Annotated in this window: 14 protein-coding genes; 4 read left to right on the forward strand and 10 right to left on the reverse strand. The window is 74.6% G+C overall.

Annotation, left to right across the window (positions count from 1 at the left end; translation table 11 throughout):
• Positions 1–46: 46 nt before the first annotated feature.
• Together BRM3_RS12790 and BRM3_RS12795 are read right to left on the reverse strand one after the other, a co-directional pair.
• Positions 47–1,369, reverse strand: coding sequence for a class I SAM-dependent RNA methyltransferase (locus tag BRM3_RS12790; RefSeq protein ID WP_263593683.1), 1,323 nt, complete (start codon positions 1,367–1,369; stop codon positions 47–49).
• Positions 1,370–1,374: 5 nt separating this feature from the next.
• Positions 1,375–3,399: an APC family permease gene (locus BRM3_RS12795; protein ID WP_263593684.1), complete on the reverse strand. Its 2,025-nt coding sequence runs from the start codon at positions 3,397–3,399 to the stop codon at positions 1,375–1,377.
• Positions 3,400–3,503: 104 nt separating this feature from the next.
• Here BRM3_RS12795 and BRM3_RS12800 point away from each other — a divergent pair, with 104 nt between their 5' ends.
• Positions 3,504–4,232, forward strand: a complete 729-nt coding sequence (locus tag BRM3_RS12800; RefSeq protein WP_263593685.1) for a potassium channel family protein — start codon at positions 3,504–3,506, stop codon at positions 4,230–4,232.
• Entirely contained in the window at positions 4,229–4,897 is a 669-nt protein-coding gene (locus BRM3_RS12805) for a potassium channel family protein (RefSeq protein WP_263593686.1), read from the forward strand. Before BRM3_RS12800 ends, BRM3_RS12805 begins: the two co-directional genes overlap by 4 nt.
• Here the strand turns inward: BRM3_RS12805 and BRM3_RS12810 are convergent.
• Genes BRM3_RS12810 through dut form a run of 4 tightly spaced genes read right to left on the reverse strand, consistent with a single transcriptional unit; the run spans position 4,881 to position 7,216 of the window.
• Positions 4,881–5,570: a DUF3159 domain-containing protein gene (locus BRM3_RS12810; protein WP_263593687.1), complete on the reverse strand. Its 690-nt coding sequence runs from the start codon at positions 5,568–5,570 to the stop codon at positions 4,881–4,883. The genes BRM3_RS12805 and BRM3_RS12810 overlap by 17 nt on opposite strands.
• The gene (locus BRM3_RS12815) at positions 5,567–5,965 is read right to left on the reverse strand and encodes an OB-fold nucleic acid binding domain-containing protein (protein ID WP_263593688.1); all 399 of its coding nucleotides are present in this window, start codon (positions 5,963–5,965) and stop codon (positions 5,567–5,569) included. The genes BRM3_RS12810 and BRM3_RS12815 overlap by 4 nt, the downstream gene beginning before the upstream one ends.
• Before the next feature lie 10 nt (positions 5,966–5,975).
• A complete protein-coding gene (locus BRM3_RS12820) occupies positions 5,976–6,728 on the reverse strand; it encodes a DUF3710 domain-containing protein (protein WP_396126952.1) in 753 nt (250 codons plus the stop codon).
• Complete coding sequence (gene dut, locus BRM3_RS12825; protein WP_263593690.1) at positions 6,725–7,216, reverse strand: dUTP diphosphatase; 492 nt, start codon at positions 7,214–7,216, stop codon at positions 6,725–6,727. Before dut ends, BRM3_RS12820 begins: the two co-directional genes overlap by 4 nt.
• Before the next feature lie 44 nt (positions 7,217–7,260).
• On the opposite strand from dut, the gene BRM3_RS12830 reads away from it, so the two are divergent.
• On the forward strand, positions 7,261–7,749 hold the full coding sequence (locus BRM3_RS12830) for a DUF3093 domain-containing protein (protein ID WP_263593691.1): 489 nt from the start codon (positions 7,261–7,263) through the stop codon (positions 7,747–7,749).
• A gap of 89 nt (positions 7,750–7,838) precedes the next feature.
• Here BRM3_RS12830 and BRM3_RS12835 read toward each other — a convergent pair whose 3' ends face one another.
• Complete coding sequence (locus tag BRM3_RS12835; protein ID WP_263593692.1) at positions 7,839–8,141, reverse strand: DUF4193 domain-containing protein; 303 nt, start codon at positions 8,139–8,141, stop codon at positions 7,839–7,841.
• 228 nt (positions 8,142–8,369) lie between these two features.
• Between BRM3_RS12835 and sepH the strand changes: the two genes are divergently transcribed.
• Entirely contained in the window at positions 8,370–9,542 is a 1,173-nt protein-coding gene (gene sepH / locus BRM3_RS12840) for a septation protein SepH (RefSeq protein ID WP_263593693.1), read from the forward strand.
• A 12-nt stretch (positions 9,543–9,554) separates the two neighbouring features.
• On the opposite strand, the gene BRM3_RS12845 is transcribed toward sepH, so the two are convergent.
• The 3 genes from BRM3_RS12845 to BRM3_RS12855 are packed head-to-tail and all read right to left on the reverse strand — an operon-like array spanning position 9,555 to position 14,023.
• Complete coding sequence (locus BRM3_RS12845; protein WP_263593694.1) at positions 9,555–10,700, reverse strand: alkaline phosphatase family protein; 1,146 nt, start codon at positions 10,698–10,700, stop codon at positions 9,555–9,557.
• A 3-nt stretch (positions 10,701–10,703) separates the two neighbouring features.
• Positions 10,704–11,282, reverse strand: a complete 579-nt coding sequence (locus BRM3_RS12850) for a DUF5998 family protein (RefSeq protein ID WP_263593695.1) — start codon at positions 11,280–11,282, stop codon at positions 10,704–10,706.
• The gene (locus BRM3_RS12855) at positions 11,279–14,023 is read right to left on the reverse strand and encodes a bifunctional acetate--CoA ligase family protein/GNAT family N-acetyltransferase (protein WP_263593696.1); all 2,745 of its coding nucleotides are present in this window, start codon (positions 14,021–14,023) and stop codon (positions 11,279–11,281) included. Before BRM3_RS12855 ends, BRM3_RS12850 begins: the two co-directional genes overlap by 4 nt.
• Positions 14,024–14,126 lie beyond the last annotated feature (103 nt).

Genomic DNA, 14,126 nt, shown 5'->3' on the forward strand with positions numbered 1-14,126 from the left:
GGCTCGTGGTCAGGAGGGCGAACTCTCTTGACCTCAAGACAATCTATCACGCGGCGCGTTCGAGCACCGCGACCGACTCGATGTGATGCGTGTGGGGGAACAGGTCGAAGGCCCGCAGGTCCGCGACGCGCCACCCCTCCTGCTCGGCGATCGCGAGGTCGCGCGCGAGCGTCGAGGGCTCGCACGAGACGTAGACGATGCGCATGGTCACGCACGAGGTCAGCAGCCGCATGAGCTCGGCTCCCGCCCCCGCGCGCGGCGGGTCCAGGACCACCCGGTCGGGCCGGGCGCCCGCGGCGACGGCCGAGCGCACCCACGCCGTGCAGTCGCCGTGCGCGGCCCGGGCGCCGGGCAGGTCGGCGAGGTTCTCGGCGGCCAGGGCGCTCGCGCGCGCCGAGCCCTCGACCGAGACGACCTCGGAGCCGGGGCCGGCCGCGAGCGAGGCGCGCGCGGCGAACAGCCCCACCCCGCCGTACAGGTCCCACACGATGTCACCGTCGCGGACCCCGAGGTCGGCCTCGACCACGTCGCTCAGCACGGAGGCCGCGAGGCGGTGGCTCTGCCAGAACCCGGTCTGGGCGACCGTGAACGTGCGATCGCCGACCTGCTCGCGCACGAGGCCGTCGCCCCGCACGGGATGCAGGCCCGACGCGTTCTGCACGCTCACGTCGACGCCGTCCCAGCGCGCGGGCAGCTCGAGGGCCTCGGGGTCGACCTCGCGGCCCACGACGACGAGGGCGAGGGGGCCCTGGGAGGGCGCGATCGCGTCGATCGCCTCGGTGCCCGCGGGCGCCGTCCACGACGGCACGTCGAGCTCGACGATCTCGGGGACCGCGAGCGGGTCGAGGCCGACCGGGCGCACCTCGTGCGAGCGCCATCCCCGCATGCCGATGCGGCCCTCGGGGTCGACCGCGAAGCGCACGCGCGTGCGCCAGCCGAGGCCGTCGCCGTCGCCCGGCGCGGGCTCGACCTGCGCCTCCTCGACGGGGAAGGTCGTGACCTTGGCGCGCGACAGGAGATCCTGGAGCACCTCGGTCGCGATGCGCCGCTGGGCGGGCAGGGCGATATGCGCCCAGTCGGCGCCGCCGACGCCGTCGGCGCCCGCCTCGGGCCACACCGTCGGCACCCGGTCCGGGCTCGGCTCGAGCACCTCGACGGCCTCGGCGCGCCAGAAGCGGGCGTCGGCGGCCTCCTGCGGGTCGTCGACGAGCCTCGCGATGACGGTCTCGGCGGGGGCCGACCCCCGCACGAACACGACGCGGCCCTCGTGGCGGGCGATGAAGGTGCCGCCCTGGGCCGGGTGGGTGCAGGTGAGGGTGACCATGCGTCCCGTGGGAGCAGGAGCGTCGTCGGGATGGGGAGCAGCCACTGCAGTCACCTTCGTGCGAGCGCCGAGGAGGAGGCCTGGGCGCGGATCTGACCGGCAGCCTCGCGGGCGGAGCCCAGCTGCCACGGGACGGTCGAGACGACCACCCGGGGAAGGTGGGACAGGCGTGCACGGAGGCGACGTGCCGAGTGGTTGTGGAGGAACCACTCCCACCAGTGTCCCACCAGGAACTCCGGGATGTAGACGACCACGACATCGCGCGGGTTGCGCCTGGCCAGCACGTGCACGTAGGCGAGCACGGGGGCGGCGAACGCGCGGTACGGGGAGTACATGACGCGCAGCGGCACCTGCATGTCGAGATCGCGCCAGCGGGCGATGAGCGCGGACACGTCGGCGTCCTGGTCGTCGATCGTGAGCGCCTCGAGCGTCGTGTGCCGGGCGGCGGCCGCGACCGAGAGGGCCTGGATGGTGGGACGGTCCAGGGTCGAGACGAGCACGACGGCGTGCGAGCGCGAGGGCAGCGCCGCGAGGTCGACGGCCGACTCCGCGCCGTCGGCCGCGGCGGGCTCGAGGGCCAGCTCGTGCTGCACCTGCCGATAGTGGGAGCGCACGGCCGTCATGCCGGCCCACAGCACCGCCATCATGGTCACCGCGACCCAGGCGCCGTGGGTGAGCTTGGTGACCAGCACGATCACGAGCACGAGGGTCACGAGCACGAACCCGACGGCGCTGATGGCGCGGCCGACGGCCATCGCGCGCCGGTCCGCCCGGCGGGTCGCGACCCGCAGGCGCCGTGTGAAGTGGCGGATCATGCCCAGGCGGCTGAGCGAGAACGAGACGAACACGCCGACGATGTACATCTGCACGAGCAGGGTGACGTCGGCGTCGGTGAGCCAGACGAGGGCCCCCGCGAGCAGGGTCAGGGCCAGGATGCCGTTGGAGTAGGCCAGGCGGTCGCCGCGCACGCGCAGCTGATGGGGCACGTAGTCGGCGCGCGCGAGGGCGCTCGCGAGGTTGGGGAAGCCGTGGAAGGCGGTGTTGGCGGCGAGGAACAGCACGAGCGCCGTGACCACCGAGACGACGTAGAACATGAACGAGTCCGGGGAGAAGACCGCCTGCGCGATCTGCCCGATCACCGGGAGCTGCTGGTAGCCGGTCACGGGTGCGCCGTCGCGCAGCAGCTGCGCCGACGGGGTCTCGACGTACGTCACCCCCGTGAGGCGGGCCAGCAGCAGGATCCCCATGATCATGGCCGACGAGATGACGCCCAGCAGCACGAGGGTGATGCCCGCGTTGCGGGACTTGGGCGCCTGGAAGGACGGCACGCCGTTGCCGATCGCCTGGACCCCGGTCAGGGCCGCGCAGCCGCTCGAGAACGCGCGCAGGAGCAGCAGCGAGGCGCCGAGCGCGGTGAGGCCGTGCTCGAAGGCGGCGGAGGGCTCGAGCTCGAAGCCCGCGCTCGGGGCCGAGCCCAGGGTGCCCGAGAGCGCCTCGATCGCGCCCACCAGGACGGTCGCGCCGATCGTGCCCATGAACAGGTACACCGGGATCGCGAGCGTCACGCCCGAGGCGCGCACGCCGCGCAGGTTGACGAGGGCGAGCAGGCCGATCAGGCCCAGGGCGAAGGGCGTCTCGTGGCCGTGCAGCGACGGGATCACGCCCGAGGAGTAGCGGGCGGCCTGCGAGATCGAGACCGCGACGGTGAGCATGTAGTCCACGAGCAGCGCGGAGCCCACGACGCGTCCCGCCGCGGTGCCGAGGTTCTTCTCGACGACCTCGAAGTCACCGCCGCCCGAGGGGTACTCGCGCACGATGACCCGGTTGGTCAGGACCACGATCGCCATCACCGCCACGACCGCCAGGCCCACCCACGGGCTGATCGCGTAGGCGCTGTACCCCGCGACCGCGAGGGTCAGCAGGATCTCGTCGGGCGCGTACGCGACCGAGCTGAGGGCGTCGGCGGCGAAGGTCGGCAGGGCCAGCCGGATGGGCAGGCGCTCGTGCGCCAGGCGCTCGCTCGCATACGCGCGACCGACGACGACCCGCTTGAGGGAGGAGTAGAGCCCTGGCACGCCCACAGGGTAATCCCGCCCGCGCGCCCGCGAGACGCACGAGCGTCTACAGTGGGGGCGCGCTCGCCGCCCGGCGGGCCGGACGTCCGCCCGGAGGAGGACCCGTGCACTTCGTGATCATGGGCTGCGGGCGCGTCGGCTCGATGCTCGCCGTCAAGGCGACCGCGATGGGGCACTCGGTGACCGTCGTCGACCACGATCCCGCCTCCTTCCGCCGCCTCGGCGCCGACTTCTCGGGGCGCTGCGTCGCGGGGGTCGGCTTCGACCGGGCGACGCTCGACGAGGCCGGGACCGCGTCGGCGGCGGCCTTCGCCGCCGTCTCGAGCGGTGACAACTCCAACATCATCGCGGCGCGCATCGCGCGCGAGCGCTACGGCGTGCGCAACGTCGTGGCCCGCATCTACGACCCGCGGCGCGCCGAGGTCTACGAGCGCCTCGGCATCGCGACCGTCGCGACCGTGCGCTGGACCGCGGACCAGGTGATGAGCCGGATGATCCCCGGCAGCCCCAACCACGAGTACCGCGACGTCTCCGGCTCCCTGACCATGATCACGGTCGACGCCGAGCCGAGCTGGATCGGCTCGCCGCTCGCCGAGGTCGAGAACCTCGCGCACGCCCGGGCCGCCTACCTCACACGGCTGGGCGAGGGCGTACTGCCCACGGCCGAGACCCGCCTGCAGGAGGGCGACCGGCTCCACCTGATGGTCCGCACCGACCAGCTCGCGCGGGTCGAGACCATGCTGGCCCATCGCAAGGCCGAGGCGTGCGCCGAGTCGGCGAGGACGGCGCCGACCGGTGCGGACCCGAGCCCGGCGGGGACGGAGGAGCGGTGAAGGTCGTCATCGTGGGCGCGGGCGGCGTGGGCCGCTCGATCGCCGCCGAGCTCATCGACAAGGGCCACGAGATCGTGCTCGTGGACCGCAGCGCCTCCTCCGAGCGGGTCGCCTCGGTGCCGGACGCCCACTGGGTCCAGGGCGACGCGTGCGAGATCTCGGTGCTCGCCGACTGCGGGCTCGAGGACGCCGAGGTGACGGTCGCAGCGACGGGCGACGACAAGGTCAACCTCGTGGTCTCGCTGCTCGCCAAGACCGAGTTCGGGGTGCCGCGCACCGTGGCGCGCGTGTCCCACCCCTCCAACGAGTGGATGTTCGACTCGACGTGGGGCGTCGACGTGGCCGTCTCGACGCCACGCACGATGACGGCGCTCGTCGAGGAGGCGGTCTCGGTCGGGCGCGTCGTCAAGCTGTTCGAGTTCGCGGGCTCGGCGACCCAGATGGTCTCGATCACGGTGCCCGAGGGCAGCCCGAAGGTGGGTCGCACCGTCGGGTCCCTGCGCTGGCCCGCGGGATCGGTGCTGGTGGGGATCATCCGCGACGGGCGCCCCCTCGCGCCCACCCCCCACGACGGGATCGAGGCGGCCGACGAGCTGCTGTTCCTCGCCGAGACCGGCCACCTCCAGCAGATCCAGTCGATCTTGGTGCCTACCGACGATCGGTGACGTCGCCGCGCCGGTGCAGGAGCGCGCGGTGCATGAGCCAGATCACCCACACCACGAGGGCGAACAGCGGCAGCCCCATCACGAGCTTGACGATGCCGAGGGCGGCGACGGCGCCGCTCTGCCACAGGATCAGCTGGACCGCGCCCTTGACGCCGTAGAGCGCGGCGAGCAGCCAGGTCCCGCGTCGGTAGGTGCGCACGGCGTCGCGGTCCTGGGCCCAGTCGGCGACGCGCGGGTCGAAGACCCCGGCGATGAGCGCGACGAGCGGCCGGCGCACGAGGATCGACAGCACGAGGACCACGAAGGTCGCGGCGTTGATGAGGATGCCGGGCAGATAGAAGTCCGAGCCGCTGCCCGAGCGCATGGCCCACACCGCCCCGATCGCGACGCCGATGAGGCCACCCAGGGCGCTCCCGACGTTCTGGCGCTGGACGAGGCGTGCGAGCACGGCGACCGCGCACACGGCGATCGCGGCGATCGCGGGGATGCGCAGGTCGCCCGTCGTGACGAACAGGACGACGAACACGAGGGTGGGCAGCACCGACTCGAGCACGCCGCGCCAGCCGCCCACGGCGTCGGCCGCGGAGAACTCGGACTCGCGCAGCACGGCCCCCATGCCCGTGGCAGGGGCCTCGGGCTCCGCCCGGGTGACGGGGTCGGGTCGTTCGCTCACTCCTGCTCCTCTCCCGCGCGGGCGATGATCTCGTAGCGCGGGTTGTACATGACACGGTGGTTGCCGCGTTTGGCGGCGAAGCCCGTCACCGTGAGCCGGGTGCCGGGCACGATCCCGGGGATCCGCTCGCGGCCCAGCCAGATCAGGGTGATCGTGCCGGTGCCGTCGAACAGGTCCGCCTCGACCGAGGCGGCGGCGCCGCGGGGGTGGATCACCATCGAGGAGATGAACCCCGTGAGCGCGACCTTCTGCCGGCCGCCGATGTCGCGGACGTTGTCGTAGCCGGCGCGCTCGGCCTCACGGCGGGCGCGCTCGGCGTCGATCTCGTCGGTCGGCGCGAACAGGCGCGCCAGACGCTGCAGGAGCGTCGGCCGCGGGGCGGGGCGCAGGTCCATACGGGGTGGATCAGCCGCCGACCTGGGTGATCTCGGGCCCGCGGGCGAGCGGGTCGAGACCTGCTCCCTCGGCGGGCACGAGGCCGGGCCGCTGCCCGGGCAGGTGCATCGCGATCAGCTCCTGCGGCGCCATCGCCTCCGAGCCGCGCACGACCACGACCCGGGAGAGGATCCGCTCGAAACGCCGCGAGGCCTCGGCGTCCCCGACCGCGGGGCCCGAGAGGATCGCGCGCAGGAACCAGCGGGGGCCGTCGACCCCGAGGAAGCGCGCAGGGCGGTAGCCGGTGCGGCCGTCGGCCCGCTTGAGCGGGAGACGGCACACGAGCTCGGGCCCGAAGGCGCCCTCGCGGCTCTCGGCCGTGCCGCCCTGGGAGGAGACGGACTCGCGCAGGGAGGCGCGCACCTCGTCCCACAGCCCGCGCGACTTGGGGGCCGCGAACGCCTGGATCTGCAGGGAGGAGCCGTCGAGCACGAGGTTGGCCCCGGTCACGGCGCGCGTGCGCTGGTCCATCTCGAGCCGCAGCTCCATGCCGTCCACCATCGGCACCCGCAGGCCGCCGAGGTCGATGCGGTCCTCCTCGGGTGCGTCGGCCTCGTCGAAGGGGCCGCCCGCGAGGGTGTCGTCGTCCGTCCCGGCGTCCTCGGGCGCGTCGGCGTCCGTCGCCTCCTCGGCGGTCGGGTCGCCCGTCGGGGCCGGCGTGCCGGCCTTCGGGGTCTCGTCGTCCTTGCTCCTGCTGCGGGAGAACAGTCCCACGCGTCTCATTCCTCTCGTGTGCCGGGCGTGCCGCCGCCGAAGCCGCCGCTGGATCCGAAGCCGCCGGCGGCGCGGGCGGTCGCGTCGAGGTCGTCGACCTCGCGCAGCGTCGGAGCGACGAAGGGGACGACGACCAGCTGGGCGATCCGGTCTCCGCGGCGGACCGCGAAGGTCTTCTCGGGGTCCGTGTTGTGCAACGGCACCCGGATCTCGCCGCGGTAGCCTGCGTCCACGATACCGGGACCGTTGAGGACTGTGACCCCGTGGCGCACGGCCATCCCGGATCGCGGGCTGACCATCCCGAACGTGCTGGCGGGCAGGGCCACCCGGATGCCGGTGCCGACGAGGGCCCGGCCGAGCGGCGGGATCCGGACGTCCTCGGCCGCGCACAGGTCCAGGCCCGCGTCGTCGGGGTGGGCGCGCGAGGGGGCGGTCGCGCCCTCGTCGAGGGCGAGCGGCATGACGGGCGCGTCGAGAGGGGGCTCGGGGGTCGGCATGCGCGCCAGCGTACCGACTCCGCGGTGCGTGAGACGATGGGGCCATGTCCGTCGCCGCGCCGCAGACCTCCGCCCCGAGCCCCGCCGTCCCGCTGTACCGGGAACGGCTGACGCCCAGCGTCCCCGTGTGGATCGTCGCCGCGGTCACCGGCGCGATCTTCGGGGTCATCCTCGTCCCCATCTCCGTGGTCGCCGCGGTCGTGGTCGCGATCGCGATGGCGATCGCGGTGTGCGTCGCCCTCGCGGTGACCTCTCCCCTCGTCGAGGTGACCGGGGAGCACGTCGCGGTGGGCCGGGCCCGCATCGAGCCGGAGCTGCTGGGCGCCCCCGAGACGCTCGACGCCGACGGCTGGGCCGAGACCATGAGCACGGGCTTCGAACCGCTCGCCTATCACTGCACGCGCGGCTGGCTGCGCGAGGGCGTGCGGGTGCCGGTGCTCGACGACGAGGACCCCACGACCGCGTGGGTCATCTCCTCGCGCCGCCCCGAGCAGCTCGCGCTCGCCGTGCTGGCCGCCCGCGAGCGGGCCTGATCCGCCGTCCGCTGCACGCTCGCCCACGACGATGAGGGGCGCACCGGGTGATCCCGGTGCGCCCCTCGCGCGTGCGGAGCTGGTGCCGCTCAGGCGGCGGCGCACTCCTTGCAGATGATGAGGGTGCCCTCGACGTGGTCGATCTGGCTGCGGTGCTTGACCAGGAAGCACGAGCCGCACGTGAACTCGTCGGCCTGGCGGGGCAGCACCCGCACCGAGAGCTCCTCGCCCGACAGGTCCGCCCCGGGCAGCTCGTAGCTGTCGGCGGACTCGGCCTCGTCCTCGTCGACGGCCGGTGAGGAGGCCTCGTTGCGGCGGCCCTTCAGCTCCTCGAGGGAGTCCTCGCCGTTCTCCTCGTCGTTCTTGCGGGGAGCGTCGTAATCAGTGGCCATCTACGGTCCGTTCGTGGTGGTGGGATGAGCGGTCGTCCGACCCGCTCAGGTGGCGCCCGATGCGTGTGCCCGGGTGGTCCCCGACCGGTGTCGACACTCCCGGCAACGCCGGACGCGCCGAGATTATTGCACTCGGGCGCCGGACCTGCAACAGAATCTGCAAGAGCTCCCCTACGTGCGGTTATGATCGTCGGACGTGCCCAGCCGATGGCGAGGAGAGGACCCAGGATGCGCGAACTCCAGCTCGACGGGATCCACGACGACGGAGACCATCTCGTCATGACCGATTCCGACGGCGAGCGGTACACGCTCCGGATCGACGAGGCCCTGCGGGCCGCGGTGCGCCGCGACCGCCCCGCCCTCGGCATGATCCAGGCCGCCCAGCATGCGCCGCTGCGGCCGCGCGAGATCCAGGCCATGCTGCGCGCCGGCCGCGACGCCGAGGAGATCGCGCGGATCGCGGACGTCGACGTCGAGCACGTGCGCCGCTTCGAGGGGCCCGTGCTCGCCGAGCGCGAGTACATCGCCGAGCGCGCCCGCGCCTTCCACGTGGGCCGCGGCGGCGGCCCGACCCTCGGCGATCTGGCGGCGCAGCGACTGCGCGCCCGTCAGGCCGATCCCGAGGCGCGCTGGGACGCATGGCGCAACGACGACGGCACCTGGACCATCGAGCTGGCCTTCGAGGCCGGGGGTCGGGCGCGCGAGGCGCACTGGAACGTCGACATGCCGCGCCAGGCCGTGACGGCCGACGACGACGAGGCGCGCTGGCTCACCGACGACGAGGCGCCGGTCGCGGGCGAGGGCCGGGGACGGCCCCGCCTGACCGCGGTCAAGGGACGCGTCTACGACGTCGAGGCCGACGGCGGCGTCGACCACGAGGAGGCGCCGTCGACGCCGTGGGGCTCGGTGCGCCGCACCCCTCGCGACGAGCATCCGGCCGCGATCGCCGAGGACGACCTCGACGCGCTCAACGCACGTCGCGGCCTGCGCTCGCTGACCTCGCGCACCGCGCCCTCCGACGCATCTCAGGAGGGCCAGGAGGGCCAGGAGGGCTCCGTGTGGTCGCGGCTCGACGAGGCCGCCGACCCCGACGCCGACGCCGAGGCGCTGCGCGAGCACGCCGACGAGGTCGACCCGCCCGAGGGCGGGGACACCGAGGCCGACGAGGTCGAGGGCGAGGGCGCCGAGACGCCCGACGCCGAGGACGGGACGGGGACGGACGCGGAGGACCGGACGCCGTCGGCGCCCGAGTCGCACCACGGCGACACCGTCGAGCTGACCCCGCTGCCGGGCTTCGACGGCGAGGGCTCCCCCGCCCCGGCCAAGAAGAAGCCGCGCACCAAGCGCTCGAGCATCCCCAGCTGGGACGAGATCGTCTTCGGGTCCAAGAGCGACGACTGAGCCCGGGCGGCGTCAGTCGCCCACGCTCGTGCGCACGAGCGGGACGAGCGCCTCGCGTGCGGTGAGCGAGCCGTGCACGCCCACCTCCGGGTGCTTCTGCGGGGGCCGCAGGATCGTGTCCGTCACGATGTGACGGCCGCGCGCGAGCAGCATCACATCGGGCAGGCGCTCGGCGACCCGCGCCGACGGCACGAGCCCGGTGGGCCCGAAGAGCCCCGCGGCGAGCACCTCGTCCCTCTCGAGCACGAGCGCCCGCTCCCCCACCGTCTCCCGCAGACGGCGCGCCGCGTCCGCGGCGGACCCCCGCGTGCGCAGCAGCAGGCACCGCGACTCGCCGGCGCAGATCTCGATGTCCCGGTGGATGTCCGCGTGGGCGGCCAGGTCCACCGTGAGCGCCGCCGAGGTGTCGACCATGCCGTGATCGGCCGTCACGTGCACCCGGGTGCCCCGCGGGAGCCGTCGCAGGAGCGTGCCGAGCAGCGCGTCGGCCTCGGCGAGCGCGTCGCGCCACGCCTCGGAGTCCGTGCCGTGCCGGTGTCCCGCGTGATCGACGTCGTCGACGTGGAGGAACACGAGGCCGTCCTCCCCTGCGCGGCGGGCCGCGAGGCGCACCGCGTCGACCCGCTCGTCGCCCCGGCGGTGCCCGGTGAAGGTCCAGCCCCGATAGGCCACGCGGCTCAGGAACGAGCCCGCGTGCTGGGCGGGGCCCACGTGCACGGCGCGCCGCGCGGACGACTGCGCGGGCGCGGGCTCGGGCATCCAGGCCTCGGGGTCGGCGTCCTCGGACCCCGTGAGCTGCTGCAGCGGGCCGCCCCGCGCGGGATCGATCACGGTGTAGCCGAGCACGCCGTGCACGAGGGGCGCCAGTCCCGTCGTGAGCGAGGTGATCGCGGTCGCGGTCGTGGAGGGGGCCACGGTGCGCAGCGTCGTCGTGCGCTCGCGCAGCGAGCGCAGCACCGGCGTGAGGGCCAGGTGCTCGGCGAGCAGCTCGGAGCCGACGCCGTCGAGCAGCACCACGACGTCGCGACCCGCGCCCGCGGCCTCGGGGGCCAGCAGCGGGGCGAGCACGTCGGTCAGGCCGGGGTGGGCGCCGTCGGCGTACGGCGGCGCGAGCAGGTCGGCGGGCCACGGGGCGACCGCGCTCGGGGGACGGGCCACGGGCTAGCGCGCGTCGAGCGCGTCGACGGCGTCGACCAGGAGGGCGTGGAAGTCGAGGGCCTGCTCGATCGCGCCCTCGCCGTCCGCGAGGGCGCTCACCCGCAGGGCGATGTCGGAGGGGGCGACGGTGCCCGTCCAGCCGTGGTCGGCCTGGCACTCGGGATCGTCGCACCAGCCGCGCTCGAGCTCGAGGCGGCGGCTCCCGCCCCACGTGATGCCGAGGGTCACCTCGGCCTCGCGGGCCCGCGCCGAGGTCCCCTCGGTGTCGAACACCTGGGACATGCCGGTCGTGGTGATGCGCGACAGGAGCACGCGCTCGGTGGTGACGACGACCTGGCTGGGGTTGAGCTCGTCGGCCTGGTCGTCGTCGAGGTGGGAGACGATGAGGTGACGGTCCGTGAGGGCCAGCACGGTGAGGTGGCGGCGCACCTCGGCGCCGTCGAAGGTGGTCTCGGGCCGCACCAGGTGCCCGGCGACACGGGCGCCGCGCAGGCTCCGCTCGAGGCAGGCCGCGGCGGTCTGGGGGAAGTAGCCGGCGCGCAGCAGCTCGCGCTCGAGGTCGGCGGGGAGGGACGAGGTCACGTGGCCATCCTCGCACGCCCGCCGGCGCCGCCCCCGAGCTCGTCGGGGTCGAGCAGGGCCCGCCGGGCGCCGTCGGTGCGGTTGGGAGCGGTCGCGAGGTGGATGCGGGCGCCGACGAGCGCGGCGCCGTGCACCGAGACCACGACGGGGTACAGCTCGAGGGTCTCCAGCTCGGGCAGGTCCTCGGCCATGAGGCCCACGCGGATCACGGTCTCGGCGAGGGCGGCCCGGTCGACGGCGGGCAGACCCCGGTTCCCGTCGAGCTTGACGGCGGTCGCGGGGCGGGCGACGAGCCGCGCCGCGCCGGCCTCGGTGAAGGGCGGGATGTCGTAGGCGACGTCCCCGAGCAGGTCGGCGGCGTCGCCCGCGAGCGAGAAGCTCACGACGGGGCCGAGCGACGGGTCCTCCTGGGAGCGCACGACGACCGCCACGCCCGTGGGCGCCATGGGCTGGACCAGGAGGGGCGCGCTCGAGAAGCCGAGCTCGCGCCGCATGGCCGCGTGGGCGTGGCGCAGCTGCACGGCGTCGGGGATGTCCAGGCGCACGCCGCCGAGGTCCGCGCGGTGGGCGAGCAGCGGATCGGTCGACTTGAGGGCCACGGGATAGCCGAGCTCGGAGGCCGCGGCGAGCGCCTGCTCCTCGTCCTCGACCACGCGCGAGTCGAGCAGGTCCAGGCCGTAGGCGGCGAGCAGGGCGCGCGCCTGGGCGGTGTCCAGCTCGAGGCCGCGCGCCGGGTCGTCGCACGCCTCGAGCAGCGCGCGGACCCGGGCGCGCGCGCCCTCCCGGTCGACGTCGGCCCGCTCGGCGGGCTCCGCGTCGTCGGCGAGGGGACGGCGCACGTGGGCGATGGCCCCCGCCGCCGCGCGCATCGCGAGGGCGGGCGTCGTGTGCAGGGGCGGCAGCACGTGGTCCTCGCGCACCTGGGCGCGCAGGGCCTCGTAGCGCTCGGGGTCGGAGACGACGCATACCACGAGCGCGACGGCGCTGCCGTCGGCGACCGTCGCGAGCTGGCGGAGGAGGTCGGCGAGATCGGCCGTCAGGGGGTCGAGGATGCCGAGCACGACGACGTCGACGCCGCCGGGCGCGGCCATCCGGGTGAAGGCCCGCAGGATCAGCCGAGGGTCCTCGCGCAGCGGCACCGCGCGGTTCTCGGCGGCGACCTCGAGGCCGAAGTCGTCGGCCGCGCCCCGCAGGGAGGCGCCGAGCGCGGGGTTGTTCGCGATCAGCCCCACCCGGGTACCCGGGGGCACGCCCTCGCGATCGAGCATCTCGAGGACGTCGGCGAGATGGTCGACGCTGCGCGTGGGCACGACGCCCGCGCTCGCGAGCACCTGGTCGAGCGCGCGACGCGGCAGGGCCGAGGTGCGCACCTCGTGGCCGGGAGGAGCCGTCCCCGTGAGGCCGGGCGGCCGCAGCACGACGACCGGCTTAGTGCGCGTGACGCGGCGGGCCAGGCGCGTGAACTTGCGCGGGTTGCCCATCGACTCCAGGGCCAGGCCGATCACCGAGACCGCGGGGTCCTCGTCCCAGCGCTGGAGGCAGTCGTTGATCGAGACGTCCGCGCGGTTGCCCGAGCCGACGAACTCGGCGACCCCCACGCCGCGCGCGTCCGCGCCGGCGAGGATCATCGCGGCCAGGGCGCTCGACTGGCCGGCGAGCGCCGTCGATCCCGGCCGCGGCAGGCGCGGGGACAGCGACACGTTGATGGGGCGCTCCCCCGTGCGCAGGAAGCCGAAGGCGGCGGGCCCGAGCAGGCGCATGCCGTGGCGGCGGGCGCGCGCGACGAGCTCACGCTGCAGGCGTGCGCCGTCCTCGCCGATGTCGGCGAAGCCCTCGGAGGGGATCACGAGGGAGCCCACCCCGATCGCGGCGCACTGGGAGATCGCGTCGACCGCGTCGACCGCACGCAGCGCGAGCACCGCCATGTCGACGGGGCCGGGCACCTCGGAGATGCGCGAGTAGGCGCGGCGCCCGCCCACCTCGAAGGCGTCCCGCGTGACCACGTGCACGAGCCCGTCGTAGCCGGAGGACTCGAGGGCCCGCAGGATCCGCCCGCCCACGCTGTCCCGGCTCGCGGAGACGCCCACGACGAGCACGGACGCCGGGGTGAGCATGCGCTCCATGGCGCGCGCCTCGGCGCGGTGCTCGCGCTCGGCGCGCACCGCCTCGGAGCGTGCGGTGGGGTCGATCGCGAACTCGACGGCGACCACGCCGTCGTCGAAGCTGCGCCGGATGTCGAAGCCGGCGTCGGTGAACACGGAGATCATCCGGTGGTTCTGCGGGAGCACCTCGGCGATGAAGGTGTGGATGCCCACCTCGCGGGCGGCGGCGGCGAGGTGCTCGAGCAGGACGGAGCCCAGGCCCTTGCCCTGGTAGTGGTCCGAGACGTTGAAGGCGACCTCGGCCTCCGTGGGCTCGACCCGGTCGTAGCGGCCGACGGCGATGATCTCGTCGCCGTGGAGCACGATGAGCGCCTCCCGGTCTCGGTGGTCGACGACCGTGAAGCGCTCGAGATCGCGCGGCGAGAGCTCGGGCATGGGCGCGAAGAAGCGGAAGTAGCGCGACTGCTCGGACTGGGCCATGTGGAAGCGCTGCAGAGCCTGCGCGTCGCTCGGCAGGATCGGGCGCAGGTGGGCCGCGGTGCCGTCGCGCAGCGCGATGTCCGCCTCCCAATGGGCGGGGTAGGGCACCGGTGCTCGCCGCGGGGGGCGAGCGGGGGCCTCGTCGCGCCGTGCTGCCATGACCCGACCCTACCCACCCGGACCGACGGACGGCAGGCGGACGGTCCCGCGGCATCTGCCCGTCGCACGTCCCCGCGTGCACGGAACGGCGGGCCCCATGCGG

It is taken from the genome of Brachybacterium huguangmaarense (genome assembly GCF_025725725.1).
Classification (GTDB): Bacteria; Actinomycetota; Actinomycetes; order Actinomycetales; family Dermabacteraceae; genus Brachybacterium; species Brachybacterium huguangmaarense.

Excerpts from the sequence above, each read along its gene's own strand:
- sepH (WP_263593693.1), top strand. The coding sequence starts at position 8,370 with ATGCGCGAACTCCAGCTCGACGGGATCCACGACGACGGAGACCATCTC.
- BRM3_RS12830 (WP_263593691.1), top strand. The coding sequence starts at position 7,261 with ATGTCCGTCGCCGCGCCGCAGACCTCCGCCCCGAGCCCCGCCGTCCCG.
- BRM3_RS12820 (WP_396126952.1), bottom strand. The coding sequence starts at position 6,728 with ATGAGACGCGTGGGACTGTTCTCCCGCAGCAGGAGCAAGGACGACGAG.
- BRM3_RS12815 (WP_263593688.1), bottom strand. The coding sequence starts at position 5,965 with ATGGACCTGCGCCCCGCCCCGCGGCCGACGCTCCTGCAGCGTCTGGCG.
- BRM3_RS12835 (WP_263593692.1), bottom strand. The coding sequence starts at position 8,141 with ATGGCCACTGATTACGACGCTCCCCGCAAGAACGACGAGGAGAACGGC.
- BRM3_RS12855 (WP_263593696.1), bottom strand. The coding sequence starts at position 14,023 with ATGGCAGCACGGCGCGACGAGGCCCCCGCTCGCCCCCCGCGGCGAGCA.
- dut (WP_263593690.1), bottom strand. The coding sequence starts at position 7,216 with ATGCCGACCCCCGAGCCCCCTCTCGACGCGCCCGTCATGCCGCTCGCC.